The sequence below is a fragment of the Sphingobacteriales bacterium genome (assembly GCA_016706405.1).
In the GTDB taxonomy this organism is placed as follows: Bacteria; Bacteroidota; Bacteroidia; order Chitinophagales; family UBA2359; genus BJ6.
This window is the reverse complement of sequence record JADJJT010000003.1, coordinates 238,361-261,288: the sequence shown is the minus strand read 5'-3', so window position 1 is coordinate 261,288 and position 22,928 is coordinate 238,361. Positions and strand designations below refer to the sequence as shown.

Annotated in this window: 18 protein-coding genes and 1 pseudogene; 13 read left to right on the top strand and 6 right to left on the bottom strand. The window is 41.4% G+C overall.

Features of this window, described 5'->3' with window-relative positions; translation table 11 throughout:
• Window positions 1–209: 209 nt before the first annotated feature.
• Entirely contained in the window at window positions 210–902 is a 693-nt protein-coding gene (locus IPI59_12960; GenBank protein ID MBK7528432.1) for a CoA transferase subunit A, read from the bottom strand.
• 97 nt (window positions 903–999) lie between these two features.
• Window positions 1,000–1,515 (bottom strand): DUF4258 domain-containing protein, encoded by a 516-nt coding sequence (locus IPI59_12955; protein ID MBK7528431.1) that lies wholly within the window; start codon window positions 1,513–1,515, stop codon window positions 1,000–1,002.
• A gap of 105 nt (window positions 1,516–1,620) precedes the next feature.
• On the opposite strand from IPI59_12955, the gene yidC reads away from it, so the two are divergent.
• From yidC to IPI59_12915, 8 genes are all read left to right on the top strand, one after another.
• A complete protein-coding gene (gene yidC / locus IPI59_12950) occupies window positions 1,621–3,474 on the top strand; it encodes a membrane protein insertase YidC (protein ID MBK7528430.1) in 1,854 nt (617 codons plus the stop codon).
• A gap of 193 nt (window positions 3,475–3,667) precedes the next feature.
• Entirely contained in the window at window positions 3,668–4,429 is a 762-nt protein-coding gene (locus IPI59_12945) for a hypothetical protein (GenBank protein ID MBK7528429.1), read from the top strand.
• Between the two features lie 128 nt (window positions 4,430–4,557).
• Window positions 4,558–6,090 carry an aldehyde dehydrogenase family protein gene (locus IPI59_12940; protein MBK7528428.1) on the top strand — a complete coding sequence of 511 codons (1,533 nt, stop codon included), beginning with the start codon at window positions 4,558–4,560 and terminating at the stop codon, window positions 6,088–6,090.
• A gap of 45 nt (window positions 6,091–6,135) precedes the next feature.
• The gene (gene metG / locus IPI59_12935) at window positions 6,136–8,235 is read left to right on the top strand and encodes a methionine--tRNA ligase (protein MBK7528427.1); all 2,100 of its coding nucleotides are present in this window, start codon (window positions 6,136–6,138) and stop codon (window positions 8,233–8,235) included.
• 109 nt (window positions 8,236–8,344) lie between these two features.
• A complete protein-coding gene (locus IPI59_12930; protein MBK7528426.1) occupies window positions 8,345–8,782 on the top strand; it encodes a BrxA/BrxB family bacilliredoxin in 438 nt (145 codons plus the stop codon).
• 38 nt (window positions 8,783–8,820) lie between these two features.
• Window positions 8,821–9,048 (top strand): MoaD/ThiS family protein, encoded by a 228-nt coding sequence (locus tag IPI59_12925; GenBank protein ID MBK7528425.1) that lies wholly within the window; start codon window positions 8,821–8,823, stop codon window positions 9,046–9,048.
• Between the two features lie 53 nt (window positions 9,049–9,101).
• Window positions 9,102–10,241 (top strand): HesA/MoeB/ThiF family protein, encoded by a 1,140-nt coding sequence (locus IPI59_12920; GenBank protein MBK7528424.1) that lies wholly within the window; start codon window positions 9,102–9,104, stop codon window positions 10,239–10,241.
• An 18-nt stretch (window positions 10,242–10,259) separates the two neighbouring features.
• Window positions 10,260–10,712, top strand: coding sequence for a molybdenum cofactor biosynthesis protein MoaE (locus IPI59_12915; protein MBK7528423.1), 453 nt, complete (start codon window positions 10,260–10,262; stop codon window positions 10,710–10,712).
• Between the two features lie 17 nt (window positions 10,713–10,729).
• Here IPI59_12915 and IPI59_12910 read toward each other — a convergent pair whose 3' ends face one another.
• Window positions 10,730–13,789, bottom strand: coding sequence for a PKD domain-containing protein (locus IPI59_12910; GenBank protein MBK7528422.1), 3,060 nt, complete (start codon window positions 13,787–13,789; stop codon window positions 10,730–10,732).
• Window positions 13,790–13,932: 143 nt separating this feature from the next.
• Between IPI59_12910 and IPI59_12905 the strand changes: the two genes are divergently transcribed.
• Window positions 13,933–14,892: an SIMPL domain-containing protein gene (locus tag IPI59_12905; GenBank protein ID MBK7528421.1), complete on the top strand. Its 960-nt coding sequence runs from the start codon at window positions 13,933–13,935 to the stop codon at window positions 14,890–14,892.
• 34 nt (window positions 14,893–14,926) lie between these two features.
• Here the strand turns inward: IPI59_12905 and IPI59_12900 are convergent, their stop codons facing one another.
• Entirely contained in the window at window positions 14,927–15,409 is a 483-nt protein-coding gene (locus tag IPI59_12900; GenBank protein ID MBK7528420.1) for a biopolymer transporter ExbD, read from the bottom strand.
• A gap of 68 nt (window positions 15,410–15,477) precedes the next feature.
• Here IPI59_12900 and IPI59_12895 point away from each other — a divergent pair, with 68 nt between their 5' ends.
• The 3 genes and pseudogenes from IPI59_12895 (at window position 15,478) to IPI59_12885 (ending at window position 19,127) form a co-directional block, all read left to right on the top strand.
• Window positions 15,478–15,924, top strand: coding sequence for a DUF1669 domain-containing protein (locus IPI59_12895; GenBank protein MBK7528419.1), 447 nt, complete (start codon window positions 15,478–15,480; stop codon window positions 15,922–15,924).
• An 82-nt stretch (window positions 15,925–16,006) separates the two neighbouring features.
• Window positions 16,007–18,044 (top strand): annotated as a pseudogene (locus IPI59_12890) (dehydrogenase).
• Between the two features lie 153 nt (window positions 18,045–18,197).
• Window positions 18,198–19,127, top strand: a complete 930-nt coding sequence (locus tag IPI59_12885; protein ID MBK7528418.1) for a hypothetical protein — start codon at window positions 18,198–18,200, stop codon at window positions 19,125–19,127.
• Between the two features lie 278 nt (window positions 19,128–19,405).
• Here IPI59_12885 and ftsH read toward each other — a convergent pair whose 3' ends face one another.
• Together ftsH and rsfS are read right to left on the bottom strand one after the other, a co-directional pair.
• Window positions 19,406–21,394, bottom strand: a complete 1,989-nt coding sequence (ftsH, locus tag IPI59_12880; GenBank protein ID MBK7528417.1) for an ATP-dependent zinc metalloprotease FtsH — start codon at window positions 21,392–21,394, stop codon at window positions 19,406–19,408.
• 109 nt (window positions 21,395–21,503) lie between these two features.
• Window positions 21,504–21,896, bottom strand: coding sequence for a ribosome silencing factor (gene rsfS, locus IPI59_12875; GenBank protein MBK7528416.1), 393 nt, complete (start codon window positions 21,894–21,896; stop codon window positions 21,504–21,506).
• A 207-nt stretch (window positions 21,897–22,103) separates the two neighbouring features.
• Between rsfS and IPI59_12870 the strand changes: the two genes are divergently transcribed.
• On the top strand, window positions 22,104–22,871 hold the full coding sequence (locus tag IPI59_12870; GenBank protein MBK7528415.1) for a biotin--[acetyl-CoA-carboxylase] ligase: 768 nt from the start codon (window positions 22,104–22,106) through the stop codon (window positions 22,869–22,871).
• The last annotated feature ends 57 nt before the right edge of the window (window positions 22,872–22,928 follow it).

The following is a 22,928-nucleotide window of genomic DNA, read 5'->3' as shown; positions in this document are numbered from 1 at the left end:
CGAAAGCCAAGTGGTGGCTTAAAAACAAACAATAAATGCTGAAACAACAAACTAATTTTAAAAAAAATGTTTGCATTTTTTTAAGCGTTTAAAGTTTGTAAATGTAGAGTTGCAGGCATAAGCTAAATCCAATTAATTGAATGTACGCGAGAAAAAGAAATTAAGCTAAAGAAGAAAAAATTTTGATTGGGCTTTAACTTATAAATATATTACTTCCGGATGGTTCTTTGCTCTATTCGCTTTTGGTAGTTCACCCCTTGAAAAATTCGTTGTACAAAAATGCCGGGTGTATGAATTTGATTAGGGTCAAGTTCTCCTGTTGGCACTAATTCTTCAACCTCGGCGATGGTAATTTTGCCACAGGTTGCAATTAAGGGGTTAAAATTACGGGCAGTTGCTCTAAAAATTAAATTGCCCGAGGTGTCGCCGCGCCATGCTTTTACTATGGCAAAATCGGCAATTAGTGCTTTTTCCAGCACAAACATCCGGTCGTCAAACAAGCGGGTTTCTTTGCCTATTGCTACTTCGGTGCCATATCCGGTGGGAGTGTAAAATGCGGGAATTCCAGCACCTCCGGCCCTAATGCGTTCGGCAAGTGTGCCTTGTGGATTTAACTCTACTTCTAACTCGCCCGATAAAACCTGCCTTTCAAACTCGGCATTTTCGCCCACATAACTCGATATCATTTTGCGAATTTGCCTGCGATGCAGCAATAAACCCAAGCCAAAATCGTCAACACCTGCGTTGTTTGATATGCATGTGAGGTCTTTAACCCCTAACTCAACTAAGGCGGCAATGCTATTTTCGGGTATCCCGCAAAGTCCAAATCCGCCTAAGGCTATAGTCATGCCGTTGGCAATTCCTTCAATAGCTTGCTGGGCATTGTTTACTACTTTTTTCATTTTTTTATCGTGTTGTTAGTTATATGATTGTTTTTTTATTGCGTTTAAAACCAAAAGAAGACATCAAATTTTTTTACTTCAAAACTGTCTCCAATTATTAATCGCAGTTGCATTTAAACTCTTTTTTTAATTGAATGACCGTTACCACTTTTGTAGTTTCTTCGCAAAGGGCAAAAACAAAGCGAACTTCTTTGTTGCTGCTGGTTTTGCCTTCAATGGCATAGCTGGGGCAGGGTAAATCATCAGGGTGACTTTTTGTGTGGTTAATTTTACCAATACCGAGTATTTCTTTAACTTCTTTTTCCGTAATATGTCGGCAATCCATACGGCAACGTGCATGGTCGGTATAAATTAGCTTATTGGTTCGTAAACTGTATAAAATATATTCGTCTGTACCGGGTTTTGCGTTTGGCGGCGCTGCTGGCGGTGTTTCGTTATCGCTACCCCTGTTTTGGTTGTTGGTGCCATTGTTTGGTTGGTTCTCCTTATTATTTGATGTTTGTTCGGTTTTACTGGTTTTAGGCTGCTTATTGCCCGAATTCCGGCACTTAGAGACTAAGAAACTGCAAATTAACCATCCAATAAGGATATAAACCAAGTAAATTCGTTTCATAAGTGCAAAGGTACGAGTAGATTTCTTAATTTTGCGGCTTGTTTATAGTTTTAAAGCATAATAGCCCTTACAAAACGATATTTTTGTTGAATTATTACTACTTAAATGACCGGAGATAAAAACACTATATTAGCTTTGGTGCTAATAGCCGCTTTATTTTTTGCTTATAGTCTATTAGTTGAAAAACCCAAACCAAAGGCCACCGCTGAAACAGCTACAACTACAGCCGATACATCTGTGGCTACCTTAGGTACAGCACAAACAGGGGCAAATACAAACAGTTCACCTGCAAGTTTAGCCGTGCAATTAAACCAGCCAGCAGCGGCGAATGGCGTTTTCCCCAGCTCAGAAGGAAAAACTGCCACCAATATAACATTAGAAAATGAAGCGATTAAATTAGATTTTTCGACCCAGGGCGGACGTTTGTTGTCGAGCCAGTTGAAAAAATTTGCTACCTTCGATAATCAGCCGCTTGTTTTAAATGACGCCCAACAGAGTGTTTTTAATTACGAGTTTAGTTCCGGATCCGGATTAGTGCGCACCCAACAGTATATTTTTGAAGTAGCCGAAAAAACGAATCAAAAATTAGTATTCAGGCTATATTCTGACTCCACAAAGCAGCGTTTTATTGAGCAGTCGTACACTTTAGATACTCAAAACCCTTATTTGGTAAACTATAATTTTGCTTTAACCGGTTTTGAAAATTCTATGCCCACCAATACCCCCATTCGGCTTATGTGGGGGCAGGCATTGCGGCATTTAGAAAAAGAGCCCGTTCAAGAAAAAACGCATACTATAATAAACTACAAACCTGCCAATGACGATGTTACTTACGTGTCGGCGGGCAAAGATGGCTCGGTAAGCACAAACGAAAAATTAGCTTGGGTTTCTTTTACCCAACAGTTTTTTAATACTACCATTATGCCAGCAAATGGCTTCGATAACGGCAATTTAGACCTTAAATACCTGCCAGACAACGACAGCAGCCGAAATGTAGCCATTGCCAATGCCAATTTGGCCTTTAGTTATCAGCCATCAGCTTCGTATAACTTGCCTATGCAGTGGTATATTGGGCCAAACAAGTACGAGGTACTTAAAAAATTTGACAATGAGTTAGAAGACATTCTGTATTTAGGCTGGGGTATTTTTGGCTGGATTAACAAATGGGTGGTGATACCAATATTTAACTTGCTGAGCAAATTTATTGGCAGTTTTGGCATTATTATTATTTTGCTTACGCTTATTGTTAAAATGGTGTTAATGCCCTTAACTTACCGCAGCTATAAGAGTTTTGCCAAAATGAATGTGCTAAAACCCGAAATTGAAGAAATTAGGGCTAAACATCCGGATGACCAACAACGGGTTCAGCAAGAAATGATGAAATTATACAGCAAAGCAGGCGTAAATCCATTAGGCGGATGTTTGCCTCAACTTTTGCAAATGCCTATTTGGATAGCCATGTACCGGTTTTTTCCAACCTCGGTTGAACTGCGACAGCAATCGTTTTTATGGGCAAACGACCTTAGTACATACGATGCAGTTGTTAACCTGCCATTTAATATACCTTTTTATGGCGCGCACATAAGTTTGTTTTGCCTGCTTTCGGCAACGAGCAACTATTTTTACATGAAATTGAACAATTCAACTTCAATGTCATCGCCCGAAATGCAAACGCAAATGAAAATAATGCAAGTGGTTTTTCCTATAATGATGTTGTTCTTTTTTAATAATGTTTCTTCCGGATTGTCGCTCTACTTTTTTGTTTCAAATATGATTACTTTTGGCCAACAAGCCGCTATTAAACGCTTTTTTATTGACGAAAAAGCACTTCATGCACAAATGCAGGAAAACAAAGCCAAACCCATTAAACAAAGTAAGTTTCAACAACGCTGGGCCGAAATGTTAGAGCAAGCGCAAGAAGCTCAAAAACGCGCAAACGAAGAAAAAAATAAAAAGTAAAAATTAGTTTGCCAATTTCATTTTTTCCGGATACAACAATTTTATCTAATTAGCCAATTGTTTTCACTGCGTATAATTTACCAAAACTGTTTTATCGGGCAGTAAGCGGCAACCTTACTAATTTTGATTTTATTAAATCCAAAAACTTGACTAATTTTGCAAACGAGTAAAAAATCGTTTATTTATCTATCTAATGCTTAAAAATTACACTTTTACATTTCTGCTGGCAAGTTTTTTTTCCGGATTTTTATTTTTACAAGCCCAAAATAATCCAAATGATATGGCCGTGCGGTTAATTGTTACAGAAAAATATCAAAATACCGAAAAACGCATCGATACCGTACTTCTATCTTCTGCACTAATACCAAACTTCTTAGAGAAACTCGGTTATAACGAAACCGATATTTTAAACGCAAAAGGATACCAAACAGGCCGCCAAATTACCATCGAGGCCATTACTTTAAACAATATCCTGCCACAACCCACCGAAACACAAGCCCTTACAACTACCGCCTCGCCAGCAACAAAAAGCATAAACCAAACAGAAACATCAAGTACAACAGTAACTTCAACGCAGGAGCAAGCATTTATTGCCCCCATGCACACAACGCTCGATGTGTCGCTGACCGATTTAGATTATTTTGACAAACAACTTCTCAGCAAAAGATTTGTCAATGTTAGTGGGCTTAATTTAGAATCATTCTCAAGTTTCGATTGGTATGGGAATTACCAAAAAAACAGGCAAGAATTGGCTTTTAACACGCCAACCTCCGGAAATGCTTTTTTATTTATACTGAGTTCCTCCGGAAAAAACATTTACACCGAAGAACTATCTAACTTTAAAGGCAATTATCTTCAAATTATCCCACCTTTCGACCTCAACAAACGAGGCTTGTATTACGTTATTCTCATTCAAGATCAAAATTGGTTTGCTAAAAAGATAATGTTAATATAAACAACGTTGTTTTTTTCTAAAACGAAACCAACTAATTAGCCGTATCTTTGTAGGCTATTTGTCTAAAATACACAGTTATTTTTATTTATCGGGTTTGTTTATCCGGATAAATTTTACGGAAATATGTCATGAATATACAAGAATTTTTACACGAACTTAATTTAGATGCCAATAATTATGGCACTTCAACCGGAAGCCAATGGCTAACTGGTTCAGGCAATTATTTAGCTTCGCACTCGCCTGTTAATGGCCAGCTTATTGCCAATGCCGAGGTTAGCACTGCGCAAAACTACGGGCAGGTAATACAAACTGCCCAACAAGCTTACGCCGCTTGGCGAACATGGCCAGCCCCCCGCCGCGGCGAAGTGGTTCGGCAATATGGCAACCTATTGCGCGAACATAAAAATGCGCTTGGCCATTTGGTTAGCTACGAAATGGGTAAAAGTTTGCAAGAAGGCTTGGGCGAAGTACAAGAAATGATTGATATATGTGATTTTGCAGTCGGTTTGTCGCGGCAATTATATGGCCTAACGATGCACAGCGAGCGACCCATGCACCGCATGTACGAACAATGGCATCCTTTGGGCATCATTGGCATTATATCGGCATTTAATTTTCCGGTGGCAGTTTGGTCGTGGAATGCAGCTATTGCATGGGTTTGTGGCAATGTTTGTGTATGGAAACCATCAGAAAAAACGCCCTTAACTGCTATCGCCTGCCAAAAATTAGCAGCACAGGTATTTGCAAACAACGATGTTCCCGATGGAGTTTCGTGTTTAATAATGGGTAATTATGAGGTTGGTCAATGGCTAACAAGTGATGAACGTGTGCCGTTAATTTCGGCTACCGGATCTACTCGGATGGGCAAATTAGTTGGCCAAACTGTAGCAGGGCGTTTAGGCCGGAGTTTGTTGGAGTTGGGCGGCAATAATGCCATTATTATATCTGAATCGGCCAATATGCAATTATTGGTTGGCGCGGTGTTTGGCGCAGTAGGTACCTGTGGCCAGCGTTGTACCACCACCCGCCGGTTAATTATTCACGGCAGTGTTTACGAAAAAGTTAAAACAGCATTGATAAAAGCCTACAACCAATTGCGAATAGGTAACCCTTTAGATGCAAACAACCATGTTGGCCCCTTGATTGACCTCGATGCTGTAAAAAATTACCTTGCCGCTATTGAAGCAGCCAAACAACAAGGCGGACGTTTATTGGTTGAGGGCGGTGTGTTAAGCGGTGCCGGCTACGAAAGTGGCTGTTATGTGAAGCCTTGTATCATTGAAATGGATAGTCAAACAGATATAGTTCGACACGAAACTTTTGCCCCCATTTTGTATTTGCTTAAATATGATAATACTATTGAAGAAGCAATTCAACTGCAAAATGAGGTGCCACAAGGGCTATCATCGGCAATTATGACCAACAACTTGATGGAAGCCGAACAGTTTTTGTCGCATAAAGGATCTGATTGTGGTATAGCCAACGTAAATATTGGCACATCAGGAGCCGAAATAGGTGGCGCTTTCGGTGGCGAAAAAGAAACCGGTGGTGGCCGCGAAAGTGGCTCAGATGCATGGAAAGCATATATGCGCCGACAAACCAATACTATTAACTACAGTTCGCAATTACCTTTAGCGCAAGGTATTAAATTTGAATTATAAACAGCAACTCAAGCCCCGCACCTCTTACTTTTTTTAATTACTAACATGTCCAATACGCCAAACCGCTACTTAGTTACCGCAGCCCTGCCTTATGCCAACGGCCCTGCGCACCTTGGCCATATTGCAGGCGCTTACTTGCCCGCCGATATTTATGTGCGTTATTTGCGGCTAATGGGCGAGGATGTGCTGTTTGTTTGCGGCTCAGACGAAAACGGTGCGGCGATAACCATACAGGCAAAACGCGAGGGCAAAACACCCCAAGAGATTGTAAATAAATACCACGAAGTACTCAAAAACGGATTTGCCAACTTGGGTATTGAATTTGACATTTACCACCGAACTTCATCGGCACTACACCACCAAACAGCATCCGATTTTTTTAAAATACTGTACGAAAAAGGAGTTTTTACCGAAATTACCTCCGAACAATATTACGACGAACAGTTTAACCAATTTTTAGCCGACCGCTACATTCAAGGTACTTGCCCCAAATGTGGCAGCGACCGCGCCTATGGCGACCAATGCGAAAATTGTGGCTCGGCACTTAGCCCAACCGATTTAATTAATCCCATATCAATTTTAAGCAAACAGCCCCCCGTGCTTAAAACAACCAAACACTGGTATTTGCGTATGGACGAACTGCAAGCCGATATTAAAAACTGGCTACAAAATACCCAAGAAAATGAACCTTGGAAAAACCATGTTATTGGCCAGTGTAATGCTTGGTTTAACGAAGGGTTGCAGCCCCGCGCCATGACGCGCGACCTCGACTGGGGCGTGCCTGTTCCACTACCCGATGCCCAAGGGAAAGTGCTGTATGTTTGGTTAGATGCCCCAATTGGATATATTTCGGCTACAAAACAATGGGCTATCGACAAAGGAAATCCGGAATTATGGCGCGAATATTGGCAAAATCCGGATACTAAATTAATACATTTTATTGGAAAAGATAATATTGTTTTTCATTGTATTAACTTTCCAATGATTTTAAAAGCGCACGGAAACTATGTTTTGCCCACTAATGTGCCCGCTAATCAATTTTTAAACCTCGAAGGCCAAAAATTCTCTACCTCAAGAAATCATGCCGTTTGGGTACACGAGTATTTAGCCGATTTTCCCGAACATCAGGATGCGCTGCGCTATGTACTTGCCGCTAATATGCCCGAAAATAAAGACAGCGATTTTAGCTGGCGCGATTTTCAGGCGAGGAATAACAACGAATTGTTGGCCGTTTTTGGCAATTTTGTGAACAGGGTGAGCGTTTTAATGCAAAAAAATTATGCCGGATCTGTGCCTGCCGTGCCTGCCCATATCCTTGAAGCGACAAATATTGAATTTGCCAATGTTTTTGATACACTACAAGCTTTCCCTTACGAATACGATGCCGCTATTCATAATTTTGAATTTAGAAATGGATTGACAGAATTAATGAATGTAGCGCGTTTGGGCAATAAACTCATTAGCGATACCGAACCATGGAAATTAATCAAAACAAATCCGGATAAAACAGCCGCAATTTTGCGTCTCTGCCTTCGTATTACTGCTTATTTAGCCGCCTATTGTCAGCCATATTTGCCTTTTACTGCTATTAAATTGCGGCAGTTTTTGCAATTAACACCCGCCGATATTCAAAATATTATTAAAGGAAACTACACCATTGAAACTGGGCAACATGTTGAGCCGGTAGGTTTGTTGTTTCAAAAAATTACCGAAGAACAAATAAACCAACAACTCGAAAAATTGCAAGCTGCCAAACAACAAAATCCGGATAAAACTCCGGAAAGTAAACCTGATATTGTGTATCTGCCTCAAAAAGAAACAATCAGTTACGACGAGTTTGCCAAAATGGATATCCGGGTTGGCACTATTTTAGCCGCCGAAAAAGTTCAAAAAGCCGATAAATTATTAAAATTGCAAATAGACTTGGGCTACGAGCAACGTACCGTTGTGTCGGGAATAGCCGAGCATTACCAGCCTAACGAAATTATTAATCAAAAAGTGTTGGTATTGGCCAATTTAGCCCCCCGACTTTTGCGCGGAATTGAAAGTAGAGGTATGATTTTAATGGCCGCCGACCCAGCAACCGGCAAACTATTATTTGTAGCGCCACCCAACGACAGCAGTAACGGTGCAACCGTAGCATAATTAATAAATCTTAAACATTTCGCTTGTTGTTAAACAAAAAGTGATATTTTGTTGTTTCTAAAAATGTCTATAATTTAATTTCTCACGTCATATAATATTTTTTAAGGAAATGATAAATCTTAGAACCTCCTTCTATCCGGATGAACTTACCGCCCCCATGCGTGCCGATTTGGTAAATGCGGGATTTGAGAATTTAACAACCCCCGAAGCCGTTGATGCGGCTATAAAAAATACCGAAGGCACTTATTTTTTAGTTATTAATTCGGTTTGTGGCTGTGCGGCAGCAAACGCCCGGCCAGCTGCAAAATTGGCGATGCAACAGGCCACTAAAAAACCTACGCATGCAGGTACCGTTTTTGCCGGTGTTGAACCCGAGGCTGTAGCCCGCGCCCGCGCTTACACCTTGCCCTACCCACCTTCTTCGCCCTCGATGGCCTTGTTTAAAAACGGGCAGTTGGTTCATTTTGTAGAACGGTATCAAATTGAAGGGGTATCCGCACAAGCAATAGCACAAAGTTTGCTTGCGGCATTTGAAGCCCATTGCTAATTTTTGAAACAAAATAATCTATTCTTTGTAGCAGGTGTATGAAATTGCTGGCCTTTGGAAAAATTGCCGAAATTATTAAAACCTCTGCTTGCACCTTACCGCCCTTAAACAATACCGATGAGTTGCAAGCGTGGTTGAAACAAAACTATCCTAATTTAAACGATTTGCCCTACCAAATTGCAGTCGATAAAAAAATAGTTTTGCAAAATACAGTTTTGCACCCCAACGCCGAAATTGCCCTGCTACCACCGTTTTCAGGGGGGTAGTTTCATGACTTTCCGCCCTTGGTTTTAGAAACATTTTTGCTGCCCTTGTTTTAATGCACCTGCCTGAAAAATACCAAAGGCAAATCATTTTGCCTAAATTCGGCCAAACTACCCAACAAAAATTGGCCGAGGCTAAAATTTTGGTCATTGGTGCGGGTGGTTTGGGCTGCCCTGCCTTGCTGTATTTGGCTGCGGCAGGGGTTGGCCATATTGCAATTGCCGACCCCGATGTGGTAGAAATTAGCAATTTGCACCGGCAGGTTTTGTTCGGATTTGCCGATGTAGGCTTGCCTAAAGCACAAATAGCCGCACAAAAATTAGCTTTACAGCATCCGGATATAAATTTTGAGCCGCTTTGTTTTGGTATAGATAATCAAAATGCACTTTCCCTGTTTCACAATTACGATTTAATTTTAGATGGTTCAGATAATTTTGAAACCCGATATTTAGTCAATGATGCCTGCTTTTTATTGAAAAAAACGCTAATTTATGGCGCAGTCCACCAATACGAAGGGCAAGTTTCCGTTTTTAATTACTTTAAGCAAGATGGAGCAACTCATCGGCCCTGTAATTACCGCGACCTTTTTCCGGATTTACCCAAGGCTAACCAGTTTCAAAATTGTGCCGAAGGAGGTGTTTTGGGCGTGCTACCCGCCATTGTAGGTGGTTTGCAGGCAGCCGAAGCCATCAAAATTATAACCGGAATTGGCGCGCCATTAACAAATAAATTATTGGTCTATTCATTTTTAGAACCTAATTTTTATCAAATTGAATTACTGCCAAACCCGCGGGCAGAAGAAAATATGCCTTCTGATTTTGCAGAATTTAAGCAACGAAAATACGAGCAACTCCTTTGTAGTATAAACGACGGTAGAGACAATGAAAACAACAATTACTTCGAAATATCGTGGGGTGGGGTAGAGGCAGTTGTAAATGAATTGAAAATGAAATCCGGAAAAACCATATTTATTGATGTGCGTTTTGAACATGAACAGCCCAAACTTACAAAATATTCGTACTTAAATATACCATTGCCCGAGCTTTCAAATTATTATCCGGATTTGACCCCGTATGATTCAATTTTTTGCTTTTGCCAAACGGGTAAACGAAGTGCTGTTGCGGCTGAACAAATCCGGAAAAACTACCCCAACAAATCTGTTTTTAATATTGCCGGCGGCATTCAATCACTTTAAATTTCTAACATAAATTTGATGGAAAAACTTAGAAAACCTAAAAAAGTATTTCTTGAAGGTGCAATTTCGCCCAATTTTATTGCCGATTCTATAGCCAAACACAGTACAAAATTAGAAATTGGCGCACACAGTATTTTTTTAGGTCAGGTACGCAACGACCAACACAACACTGGGCAAATTGTAGCCGCTATTGAATATACCACCTACACCGAAATGGCCGAAGCCATTTTGCACGAGATTAGGGAGGCAATTTTTGCCAAATATAGTTTAACTTGTATGCATATTTACCATAGTTTGGGCTTGGTACTAGCCGGCGAAATATCGCTGTTTGTATTTACCTCGTCAAAACATCGCCGCGATGCTATTGATGCCTGCAACGAAATTGTTGAACGCATTAAAAAAGAAGTGCCAATTTGGGGCAAGGAAATTTTACAAGACAATGAGGGGCATGTTTGGAAAGAAAACACCTAAAGCAACGCTTAAATTAATTAATACTGGTACACCGAAATATTGCCGAGTGTTCCGTTTGCCCATTTTACGGTAACGGTGTTGGTGCCTTGCCCGGTTTCGAGTGTGCCCCCTGTTACTACCCAATTATAATTTGCTCCTGAAACAAACGGTGTGGTGTAAGTATAAGACTGGTTGCCACAGGTTGTTAGGGGGCCGCTAATCATAGGGCGCGGGCGGTTGGGTGTATTATCAAGCAGGGCTTGGTATTTAGGCGCGTTGGTTAAAAATGGCTCGGGCGTATCAATATCGGGCAAATGCCCCCACGAACCATAAACACTTTCTTGCACGCCCGAGAGCACAAAAGCCATTGGCATTTTGCTGCCCCAAATACGAGTACTGTCTAAAACTTCGTTGTACAGGGCATACATATTGGCATGATATTGGGCATCGTACATAGCTTGCAGGTAGGGGTGCTGTTGAAAATCGGCAAAATGTTGCCCTCCCTCGTAGTTAATAATTTCTTTACCAAAGAGCTTAATATTGCGGTAATCTTGCCGGATTGTGGGTTTGAAATTAATCCAGGCATTGCGGGCATTGGTAAGCACATTTACTGCGGTTGAGCCTGCGTTTAAAACCGGATTTCCGGATGCCCCGTGATCAAGCCCAAAATACCAGGTAGGCGAAGCATAATCCCAATCGGTTTGTTTTAATTGCGATAAAATTTGTTCGTTTAAGTACGAAAAACCTAACTGCAAACCTAACACACGTTTAACCCTTATTTTTTGGTTGCCAAACACATTATGCCAAATTTTAAATACGCGGTCGGCCTTTTGTGCCATAGCTCGGCCATAATTGAGGTTAAGCGGCCGGTTGTCGTTGTTATGCTGTGCTTGCCCAAACATCCAGTTCCAAACTTCGTTGCTATACTCTAAGTAAATATTTAGATTAGGGTTTAAATTGTCGCGGAAAAGGGTGGCCATTTGGGTAACAAAATCATCGTCAGCTAAATGCGGCACACAAATCCAAACATCTTTTTGGGTAATATTGGCTAATTGTATCATTGTTTCGTAAGGCACACCCCTGTCGCCGCTAAAGGTTCGGTGGGTAGTTTGTTTGCGGTTTGCCCAGTTTATTAAAGGGCTGTTATTGGTAGCACCCCAATCCATAAAACGCAGGCTGCGAAATGGTGCAATACGGTCTAAAAAGGTTTGATAAAATGGCGCATTTGTTAGGTCGGCAAATTCATCGGCAAGGCGCAGCATCCGGAAATTGCGAAGGTAATTACCCGATTGTGAACTCTCTAAATGCACCCAAATATTGCCAGAGCCGACTACATCAAACTCCATCCGGCCGGCGGTATTGCTGGTAGCAAATGCATCGCCATGAATACTTATTGTACCTATGCCATCGTAAAGCAGCACATAGGTTTGCCCGTTTTGCAACGAGCCGCCATCGCTTGAAATTACCATGCGCAACAAAGTTTGTGGGCTTGCGCTGGTATTTTGGGGCAACGAGGTTGGGTAGCCGTTGGCATCAAAACTCATTTCGTTTAAGGCATTATTGCTCCAACAATTGCAACCTTCGTGGTAAGGCACATAATCTTCGCGCGCCGATTTCATTAAGTTTTTAAAAGGCCGCTCTGTAATCCAATCGGCAATACCCGACAGGCCTACCCCCATATCCATACTGCAAAAATCTGGCGACCAGCCCGCGCAAGTTGTACTATCAACGGGTACATACAGGCTAAATGTGTCGGTGCAGCCTGTTGCGCTGCTGGCGGTATAGGTATAAATACCTGCCGCTAAATTATGAAACTCGTTACCGTTGGTAGCCGTCATAACGGTATTTGAGGCATTGCGCAACTCAAAACTACTTACAATTTGTGAATATACATCAATACGCCCATTGTTTTGGTTACAACTTGCTTGCCGCACTAAGGTAAACGAACTTAAGCATGGAAAACTATTATTTTGGTCTAAAACAGTTATAAAGGCGGTGGTGCTGTTTTGTAGGCCATAGTTGTCGGTTACGGTTAAACTTACCGGAATTTGCCCTAATGCGTGGTAGGTATGATTTGTTGTTACTCCGGTTGTGCCGCCTGTTCCATCGCCAAAATCCCATTGGTAAGATACTATACTGCCGTCACCGTCATACGAGTCGGCACCCGATAGGTTTACGTTTAAAGGGGCTTGTCCGGTGATGGGGGTAGCAGTTATAACGGCAACGGGCGGCAAATTAACGGGCGTGTCGGTATCGGGGGTAGCACATTGGTAGGTGCTGGCAAAACGTATTTCGTCAACGCTGCCGTTGTTAGTATCGTCTCCTAAATAAAGGGCAAGGCTTCTAAACTCAAGTGCCGAATTGGTTGTTTGGGTTAGGGTTGGCGTAGGCGCGCTTCCGCCAATACTGCTTGGATTGACGTAAAAATTTACCGTATTTGTTGCGCCAAAATTTATACTTACTACTAAAAAAGCGGTACTTCCGGCAGTTAGCTGTACACTGCTTGGGTAAACTGTTCCATTAATGCTTAAACTCCAGCGCCGCTGCCCGCCAACATCACTTGCAGCGCCAAAATAACCTACGCCTACTCGGGGGCCGTTAGCATACCATGGTATATTGTCGTTGTGTAAAATGACAACAATATTTTCGCTGTTGTTTGCTTCTTTGCGCAGCAACACACTGTAATACAGGGTGGTGCCGTCTGCACCAATGCGGCCATTAGCATTTAGGTAGGCATCAAAAGCACCGCCGGCTGTAACGTCTAATTGCCGGCCTGCAGTTAAATAACTATTTCCGCCAGTACAGTAGATACCTTCGGTTTGTAGGTCGGCAAAGTTTAGGGCAGTATTGTTTGTTGTTTGGTAGCCCGGGATATTGGTGTTTTCGCCTTGCACCACCCAGGTATCGTCCCAGCCTGTTCCGAGGCTTAATGCATGTAACGGTAAATTATTATTGTATTGAAACCCATCATAAGCAAGGTATTGGCAGGGCTGCGCTTGCGTGTAAATTTGAACCGTTGTTATTGATATTGTAAGTACAAAAAAACAACTAACAATACTAAGAAAAAAAGACTTTGCGTTAGAATAAAACGGATACATACAAAAAAGAGAATTGAGTTGAAAAAAAACTTCTTGTTTTGCTCGATATGCAAAAGTAAAGGTATTTATCCGGATTTTAACCGTAATTTTATCCGGAAAAATAGCAAATACTACAAAATGAAATAAAATAACATATATCACTCATGAAAAAAATCACTCAATTATTGCTAATTTTCTTACTTGCGGCTGTTGCGCAGCCTGTTTTTTGCCAAATATCGGGCAATGCAAACTACCAGCAAAACCAAAACGCCACTTCCTACAATTACGATGCTAACTATGCTCAAAAACCTAATAATGCCAATATACACTTACAGGTAAGGGGTTTGGCCAACCTAAAAGCCGATGCCTATATTGCCATATTTGCCGTAACCCAAACAGCTAAAACCACCGAAGAGGCTGTTGAACTAATAGATAAACGTTTGAATGAAGCCGTTGCAAACCTTAAATCCCTTGATGCTGTTGAAATTTATATTGATATGATTTCGTTTGTGCCTATGTATGAGCTTGAAGTTGAGAAAAAACTATTTAGCAAAAAAAATTATACCGAAATTCCATCCGGATTTGAAATTAAGAAAAATATTCATTTGAAGTTTACTAATCCCGATTTACTCAATCAGTTTATAAGTATTTTGGCCGATAAAAATATTTACGACTTGGTGAAAGTTGATTATTACTCGAGCCAACTTGATGCCGTAAAAACAACCCTAAAATCCAAAGCAGTCTTGACGGTTCAAGACAAAATAAAACACTGCGAAGCACTTACCGGAGAAAGTCTTGCAAACATTGAAAGGCAAATAAATGATGCTTTTAGCGTAACACTGCCGTTTAATTTATACCAAACCTACGAGGCATACAGCAGCAATGCTTTACAAGTAAAAAAGCCTAACTATGTTTATACTGCCGCTAAAAATACAACAATTTACTACCAAGCAATACCCGAACACGATTTTGATTTTGTAATTAATCCGGCAAGTTTAGAGCCTTCAATTCAAATAATTTACGAGCTTGACATGGTGCTAAACCGCGAAAAACAAAAATCTAACAACTATATATTACTGACGCCCAATGGCGATTTAAAAACTTTAAATTTGCCAAACAAATAAATAAACCTACAAACAATACTTTTGGGTTTACAATTTATCTCATTCGAGGGCCTGTTTTTTGAGGCTCGCGTGCCGAGTAATTAATGCGCAGCACATTGGCTTTTTGCAATTCGGCTTTTACCGCATTTACCACCCCCATTGGTACGTTGGCATCTACGCGCAGCGAAACAACCATGGCCGGGTGCATTTCTTCGTCAATTTTGTCGCGTTCGCCGGCAATAAAAGCGGGTATATCGCTAATATCGGCAAACACATCGTTTAGCTGTATTTTGGTGGTATTGCCTTGGCTTTGCGCGTATTCGTCTGTTGGGTTGCCAATATAGATATAACTTACCAACGATTTTTTATCAAGACGCTCTAAATTGTGTTCAGTAGCCGGATGCACCTGCACCATAGGTTGGTGTTTGCGCAATTTGGTGGCTACTAAAAAAAAGAACAGCAAAATAAAAATAATGTCGGGTAGCGATGCCGTTGATAATTGCGGCAACGATTTTCTGGTTTTTCGCTGCAAAAACATAACAAGTGCAAAGATATACTTTTGTTTTATCTTAATTAAAAAATATTAACTTTGCCTAAAATTTAGGTATGTCTCAAATTCGCGCCCTTTTTAGCAATATTCAGCAATACATTGCCAACGAAATTCAACAGGCAAGCACCCATATACGCATCGCTATGGCATGGCTTACCGACCAAAACTTGTACGACCTTTTGTGTAATAAAGCGATAACAGGCATAAAAGTAGAACTGCTTCTTATTAAAGACGATATTAACAAGAATGCCTTTAATATAGACCTTGAGCAGTTGCGGCAAATTAATAATGCGGAGATTGTCTTCATGGTGCCCGAAGACTTCCGGAAAATGCACAACAAATATTGCATTATAGATAGCCACACTGTTATTACCGGCTCGTACAACTGGACGTATCAGGCACAGCAAAACGATGAGAATATTGTCATTGTAAGCGGCGACCCTGAGTTTGCAACCGACTATATTCAAAATTTTAACAACCTTAAACAACTTCTATGCGTCTAGGTGGTTAATTATATTATCTAGCCCCATTAAATAAAAAAATGAGGCGGTAAAACCGTATCTTTGCGGGCTAAAACTTGTAAAAATGCCAACTAAAAAAGCCATCGCAAAAACCGCCATAAATTTTAAACGCAAAGCACACCATAGCAACGAACTGCTATTGCAATTATATCGCGCAATTTTGTTGCCCCGCCTTATCGAAGAAAAAATGCTTAATATGCTGCGCATGAACCGCATTAGCAAATGGTTTTCGGGCATTGGGCAAGAGGCCATAGCTGTTGGCGTAGCACAGGCTTTGCACCCAAACGAATATGTGCTGCCCATGCACCGCAATTTGGGTGTATTTACAGGGCGCAATATTCCGTTATCGCGGTTGTTTAAGCAATGGCAGGGCAAAAATGGCGGCTTTACCAAAGGCCGCGACCGCTCTTTTCATTTTGGCACAAACGACTACCATATTGTAGGCATGATTTCGCATTTAGGCCCGCAATTAGCCGTAGGCGGCGGTATAGCTTTGGGCGAAAAATTGCAAAACCAGCCCCGCGTAGCCGTAGCTTTTACCGGCGAAGGCGGCACCAGCGAAGGCGATTTTCACGAAGCCTTAAATACGGCTGCCGTTTGGAATTTGCCCGTTATTTTTATTATCGAAAACAACGGGTACGGCCTTTCGACCCCTTCGAACGAGCAATATGTATGCAAAAATTTAATAGACAGGGCAGTAGGCTATGGAATGGAAGGATGCAAAATTGACGGCAACAATATTTTAGAGGTTTACGACACCATTTGCGAACTGGCCGAAGACCGCCGGAAAAATCCACGCCCCGCTTTGATAGAATGTATTACTTTCCGGATGCGTGGCCACGAAGAAGCATCGGGCACCAAATACGTTCCGGAAGAATTAATGACTACCTGGGCAAAAAAAGATCCGGTAAATAATTTTGAGCAGTTTTTGTTAAACGAAGGCGTTTTACATCCGGATTTAATCGAAGCTATCCGGAGCGAACTTAAAAATTACGTCAATTCCGAGGTTGAAGCGGGCTATGCCGAGGGTGAGGTCTCTTCGACCATTGAACACGAGTTGGCCGATGTTTACGCCCCTGCCCCATATCCGGATACAAACAGCCATACCACAAACGAAGCATTATTAGGAAAACCCGCCACCGAACGCCGTTTTGTCGAAGCTATCAGTAATGCTTTAGATATGGCCATGCAAAACTACCCAAACCTAATTTTAATGGGGCAAGATATTGCCGAATATGGCGGCGTGTTTAAAATTACCGATGGTTTTGTGCAGCGCTACGGCAAACAAAGGGTGCGCAACACCACGCTTTGCGAGTCGGCCATTTTGGGTATTGCCCTTGGTTTAAGCATTAAAGGCTTTAAAAGCATGGTTGAAATGCAATTTGCCGATTTTGTGAGTTCGGGTTTTAATCAAATTGTAAATAATTTAGCCAAAAGTTACTACCGGTGGGGGCAAAATGCCGATGTAGTAATTAGAATGCCTACCGGCGGCACTGTAGGCGCAGGCCCTTACCATTCGCAAAGCAACGAGGGCTGGTTTTTTCAGGTTCCGGGCTTAAAAATTGTCTATCCCGCCACCCCAACCGATGCCAAAGGTTTGTTGTTGGCAGCATTGGCCGACCCTAATCCGGTGCTATACTTTGAGCATAAAGCTTTGTATCGAAGCCTGTCTGAACCGGGTTGCCGATGACTATTTTACTTTTGAAGTTGGCAAGGCAAGGGTAGCACAAACCGGCAATGACATTAGCATTATTACTTATGGATTAGGGGTGCATTGGGCTTTAAAAACCTTGGCAGCCCACCCAAATATAAGCGCCGATGTGATTGACCTTCGCTGGTTAGCCCCTTTAGATACCGAAGCCATATTTGCCTCGGTGCGCAAAACCGGAAAAGCCATTGTGCTGCACGAAGCCAACCTAACCGGCAATGTAGGCGCCGAAATTGCCGCCCTTATTAACCAGCATTGCTTTGAATTTTTAGATGCCCCCGTTGTGCGTTGTGCCGCCATAGACACGCCCATACCGTTTGCCCCAGCCCTTGAAAACCTGTATATGCCCAACCAACGTTTTGCAGACGAGTTGCAACAGCTTTGGGCCTATTAGTTTTTTCAAAATTTTGAGTACATTTCATCAAGATTGAGCTTTTTTACATTTTGGCATAAGGTTTGCAAGAGTTAAAATTAGCAGCGTAAACAAGCGCATTACACTGCTAAAACTAATTCTTAAAAATTAAAGCAAATCTAAACTAATTTGATCATGAAAAGCTCAATATATACATTGGCTTTATTGGCAGGGCTACATCTTGCCAATCGGCAGCCGCTTGCTGCTATAAATCCTCACCATTTAGTTAGCAATAATTACAGTTTGGCAAAGGTAATGCCCGCCGGCAAAACCGAGGGCACAAACGTAGGCGATTATACCTACCAAAACGACCGCAAATTTACCCATGTTTTGCAGTTTAACGAAACTACGTTTATTCCGCAATCATACAAAGAGGGCGAAGGCGGCGAAATTATTGTGGATGTCAATGATTTAAAAATTCATTTTTCGCAAAATCACGTATTTTTTAAGGGAATAGAAGAGTTGGAAATGCTAAGGGGCATTGGCATTGTGCACAAATCGGCAACTTTAGAGGGGTACGAGTTTCATTTAAGCGACAAGGTAAGCGGCGCTTTTTCGCGGCTTACCATATTTACCACCAACGACCGCTTTGTTAAAAAAATAGAGTTTAAATCGAAGTTTTACGGCGAATATACTTTTTTGTTTCCGGTAAAGCGCACCGATGTAATGGCGGTAGAACAAGCCTATTTTACCCCAAAATCGGCCTATAAAGTAGTTGGCTGGGAAGATTTAACCGACAAAATTATGGTGCCACAATTCCGGATTTTAAATTGCCTGCGCAACCGCTCGCGCGATAAAATTGCTATGGAGCAAGGTATTCAGTTTGAATTTAAAGATAAATATGTGATTTTTACAAATACCGGAGGTAAGCAAGAAAAAATAGCCGTTAAAAAAACACGCATAGGCAATAATGTTGATGCAAAGCGCGGTAATGTTAGAAAAATAATGACTTGTAAAACCAAGGGCAAAAAAGACCGGCAATTGTTAATTATGCTGAATAGTGCACAGGAGGTCGAGTATATTCAATTAGACAATGTACAGTACCAGTTGGCACTGCAACCTTAGTTTTTTGAGTTAATTTCATTGAGGTAAAATCAAGCCTTTTTCATAATTTTTTCAGTTTGGGCGAGCGTAAGACTACGGCTCGCCTTTTTTGTTTTATGGTTTGTAAAAGGGTTTTTCCGGATAAGAAGTTAATCGTTGTAAAGAAGGCTCTATATAAGAACTAAACAAAAAAGCACTGGCAACACATAATTCGTTTGCCAGTGCCTGAATATAGGTTAGTTAACCTTTTTGTTTATTTCTTTGTTAAAGTTCAATGAACTTAAGTCAACAGTTATCGCCTACGTGTTAACATTTACAGGGGCTAAAATGGGTTCGCGCTCGAAGGGGCGGTGACCAATTAATCGTTCTAAATCATCTTTAAATAATATTTCCTTTTTTAGTAATTGTTGCGCAATGGTTTCTAACTCGTGGCGTTTTTCGTTGAGCAGGGTTTTAGTGCGGTCGTAGGCGCGTTTGATGATGCCCCGCACTTCTTCATCAATTTCGCGCGAGGTTTCTTCTGAGTATGGTTTTTGAAATGTATAGTCTTGTTGTGGATCGTAAAAAGATACGTTTCCTACTTTGCTGTTCATGCCAAAAGTGGTAACCATGGCATACGCTAATTTTGTAACCCGCGAGAGGTCGTTTTGCGCCCCTGTCGAAATCCGGTTAAAAATAATATCTTCGGCAGCCCGACCGCCCAAGGTCATGCACATTTCATCTATCAACTGTTCGGTAGTATATAAATATTGTTCTTTTGGTAAGTACTGGGCATAACCAAGCGCTGCTACGCCGCGCGGCACAATACTAACTTTAAGCAGCGGTTGTGCATGTTCTAAAAACCAGCCGCTAATGGCGTGGCCGGCTTCGTGGTAGGCAATAATTTCTTTTTCTTCGGGCGATATTATTTTGTTTTTCTTTTCCAAGCCGCCAATTACGCGGTCAATTGCATCGTGGAAATCTTGCATTTCAACGGCAGATTTGTTTCGGCGTGCAGCTATTAAAGCGGCTTCGTTGCAAACGTTGGCAATCTCGGCTCCGGCAAATCCGGGGGTTTGTGCTGCTAAACGTTTAACATCAACGTCATCGGCCAAAATAATTGGCAACAAGTGAACTTTAAAAATGGCTTCCCGGCCAACGAGGTCGGGTTTATCCACGCTAATTTGGCGGTCAAAGCGACCGGGCCGCATTAATGCCGAGTCTAATACATCGGGGCGGTTTGTTGCAGCTATTATTATTACACCTTTTTCGCTGCCAAAGCCGTCCATTTCTACCAACAAAGCGTTAAGGGTGTTTTCGCGCTCGTCGTTACTTTGTATCATGTTGCGACCGCGCGCGCGACCTATGGCATCAATTTCATCAATAAAAATAATACAAGGTGCTTTTTCGCGTGCTTGTTTAAAAAGGTCGCGCACCCTTGATGCGCCTACGCCTACAAACATTTCAACAAAATCCGATCCGGAAATGCTAAAAAACGGAACCTTGGCTTCGCCGGCTACCGCTTTTGCCAATAGGGTTTTTCCGGTTCCGGGAGGGCCAATCAACAGTACACCTTTTGGTATTTTACCTCCTAAGGCAGTATATTTCTTAGGGTTGCGCAAAAAGTCCACTACTTCAAGTACTTCTTCTTTGGCTTCGTCCAATCCGGCTACATCGTTAAAGGTGATATTTACCCGCGAGTCGCCATCAAAAAGGGTCGCTTTTGATTTTCCGAAGTTAAAAATTTGACCACCTGCGCCGCCTACACCGCCACTCATCCGGCGCATCAAAAAAATCCAGATGGCTACTACAATAAATATAGGCAAAAGATATTGCAGTATTTCAACCATCCAATTGGTGCGCGAAACATTTTTAGCGTTAATTATCTGGTTAGGGTCAAAACTGCGCTGTGCGTCTCGCAGGTCGGCATCAAAATTTTCGGCTGAGGCGATGGTAAAATAATATTGAGGGTTTTTCTCGTTAAATCGGGTGGCGTTAGCGGGTCTGACATCTTGATATTCCGGATTTGCCAGCGAGTCGGCTTTTATAAATACTTCAACCCGCTCTTTGTTTACGATTTGTATTTTAGCTACGTCGTGTGAGGGCAAAATTTTACGCAAAAATTCCTGCTCCGAAATTTCTTTTGTGTTAGATGATTCGAGCGGGAAAAATAATTGTTGCGCTATAAATACGCCAAAAAGCACACCAATTATGGCTATAATATTAATACGCGGCCCACGACTTTCGGGAACTGGGTTGTTTTCGTCGTTATTTTGGGGGTTATTTTGATTTTGATTATTTGATTTCATACGAGGAAGCTACGTAAGATAGCATGTTGTTAGTTTAATGGTTGGTGGTAAAAAATAGAAACAAACAAATACGGGTGTGTTGAAGATAAAATTTGTTAATATGCTTTATTTAATGAAATGCAAAAACAGGTTTTGATTTCTGCGGTACAATCATAAAGGGCTGTGTTGAGCCGTCGGGTAAATATTCGGTGGCAACAGCGGCATCGGCCCAAAGTTCTTCAAGTCGGTAAAGGTCGCGTATTTCGCGTTTAAAAACGTGCACCACAACCTGAAAATAGTCAATTAAAATCCACTCGGCGGTTTGTGTTCCTTCGGTTCGTACGGACGACTCGCCAGTCTGCAGTTTTACTTTTTCGGCAATTTCGTCGGCAATGGCGCGCACTTGTGTGTTTGAGTTGGCGGTGCAAATAATAAAATTATCGGCTATGGCGTCGTCTAAATTGCTCAAATCCATATTTACAACCTGCTCGCCTTTTTTATCGAGGATGCAGTTAACTATAATTTGCTGTAAGTTTTGCGAAGTAGCGGCGGGTGTTGTTGTAGTAGTCCGGCGGGTTTTAGTTTTTTCTAAGGTCTTCAAAATAATTGTAGATTAGTAAATAATTTGGTTGTGGTATAAAATAACGAATAAAGGTAGGTAATTGTTGCTAAATATAACTTTTTTTCATCCGGATTTTGTTATTTTGCCCCAAAACTGTACTTTATAAGCATGAAACAACTCGGAAAGTTCCATATTGCGTTAGATAAAATTGATTCGACTAATAATTATGCTATGTTATTGATTAAAAATGAGGAGTTTAGTAAAAAAAATCTTCCGGAAGAGGGGACGGTCATTACGGCTAATTATCAATGGCAGGGGCGTGGGCAACAAGGGGCAAACTGGCACAGCGAATTGGGGTTAAACTTAATGGCTTCATATATTTTATATCCAAATTTTTTGCCTTTTAATCAGTTGTTTGCACTTAGCCAAGCCATAGCTTTGGGGTGCTTACATTGCTTAAAACAATTTACAGCTAAAACGGTTTGTATTAAATGGCCTAACGATTTATTTGTTGAAGATAAAAAAATAGGTGGAATTTTAATTGAAAATATTTGGCAGGGTAATAATATTTATGCTTCGGTGGTTGGTATTGGTTTAAATATAAATCAAATCTGTTTTCCGGACGAAATTGCTACCCGAACTACCTCGCTGGCCTTACTTAGCCAACAAACCATTGACCCTGTATTGCAGGTGCTACCTTTTTTAAATCATTTTACTTCTAAGTTTTATTCTTTGTTATATCAGGGCGAGTATAATATTTTACATCAAAACTACCTTCAATTCTTGTACCGTTTTAACAAACTGGGGCAATTTAGGGCAAACGGGCAGGAATTTACTGCCAAATTGACAGGTGTACGCAGTTCGGGGCATTTAGAATTGACATTATTGGACGGGCAAACTCAAACTTTCGAACCTAAACAGTTACAATGGCTTTAATTGTTGCCTGTAAGTTAGCCCGGTAAAGTAGGGTAGGAGTGGGGCATGCAAATAAAG

Excerpts from the sequence above, each read along its gene's own strand:
- ftsH (MBK7528417.1), bottom strand. The coding sequence starts at position 21,394 with ATGAAATCAAATAATCAAAATCAAAATAACCCCCAAAATAACGACGAA.
- IPI59_12885 (MBK7528418.1), top strand. The coding sequence starts at position 18,198 with ATGAAAAGCTCAATATATACATTGGCTTTATTGGCAGGGCTACATCTT.
- IPI59_12930 (MBK7528426.1), top strand. The coding sequence starts at position 8,345 with ATGATAAATCTTAGAACCTCCTTCTATCCGGATGAACTTACCGCCCCC.
- IPI59_12920 (MBK7528424.1), top strand. The coding sequence starts at position 9,102 with ATGCACCTGCCTGAAAAATACCAAAGGCAAATCATTTTGCCTAAATTC.
- IPI59_12955 (MBK7528431.1), bottom strand. The coding sequence starts at position 1,515 with ATGAAACGAATTTACTTGGTTTATATCCTTATTGGATGGTTAATTTGC.
- IPI59_12900 (MBK7528420.1), bottom strand. The coding sequence starts at position 15,409 with ATGTTTTTGCAGCGAAAAACCAGAAAATCGTTGCCGCAATTATCAACG.
- IPI59_12940 (MBK7528428.1), top strand. The coding sequence starts at position 4,558 with ATGAATATACAAGAATTTTTACACGAACTTAATTTAGATGCCAATAAT.
- IPI59_12925 (MBK7528425.1), top strand. The coding sequence starts at position 8,821 with ATGAAATTGCTGGCCTTTGGAAAAATTGCCGAAATTATTAAAACCTCT.
- IPI59_12915 (MBK7528423.1), top strand. The coding sequence starts at position 10,260 with ATGGAAAAACTTAGAAAACCTAAAAAAGTATTTCTTGAAGGTGCAATT.
- IPI59_12910 (MBK7528422.1), bottom strand. The coding sequence starts at position 13,789 with ATGTATCCGTTTTATTCTAACGCAAAGTCTTTTTTTCTTAGTATTGTT.
- yidC (MBK7528430.1), top strand. The coding sequence starts at position 1,621 with ATGACCGGAGATAAAAACACTATATTAGCTTTGGTGCTAATAGCCGCT.
- IPI59_12945 (MBK7528429.1), top strand. The coding sequence starts at position 3,668 with ATGCTTAAAAATTACACTTTTACATTTCTGCTGGCAAGTTTTTTTTCC.
- metG (MBK7528427.1), top strand. The coding sequence starts at position 6,136 with ATGTCCAATACGCCAAACCGCTACTTAGTTACCGCAGCCCTGCCTTAT.
- IPI59_12895 (MBK7528419.1), top strand. The coding sequence starts at position 15,478 with ATGTCTCAAATTCGCGCCCTTTTTAGCAATATTCAGCAATACATTGCC.
- IPI59_12905 (MBK7528421.1), top strand. The coding sequence starts at position 13,933 with ATGAAAAAAATCACTCAATTATTGCTAATTTTCTTACTTGCGGCTGTT.
- IPI59_12870 (MBK7528415.1), top strand. The coding sequence starts at position 22,104 with ATGAAACAACTCGGAAAGTTCCATATTGCGTTAGATAAAATTGATTCG.
- IPI59_12960 (MBK7528432.1), bottom strand. The coding sequence starts at position 902 with ATGAAAAAAGTAGTAAACAATGCCCAGCAAGCTATTGAAGGAATTGCC.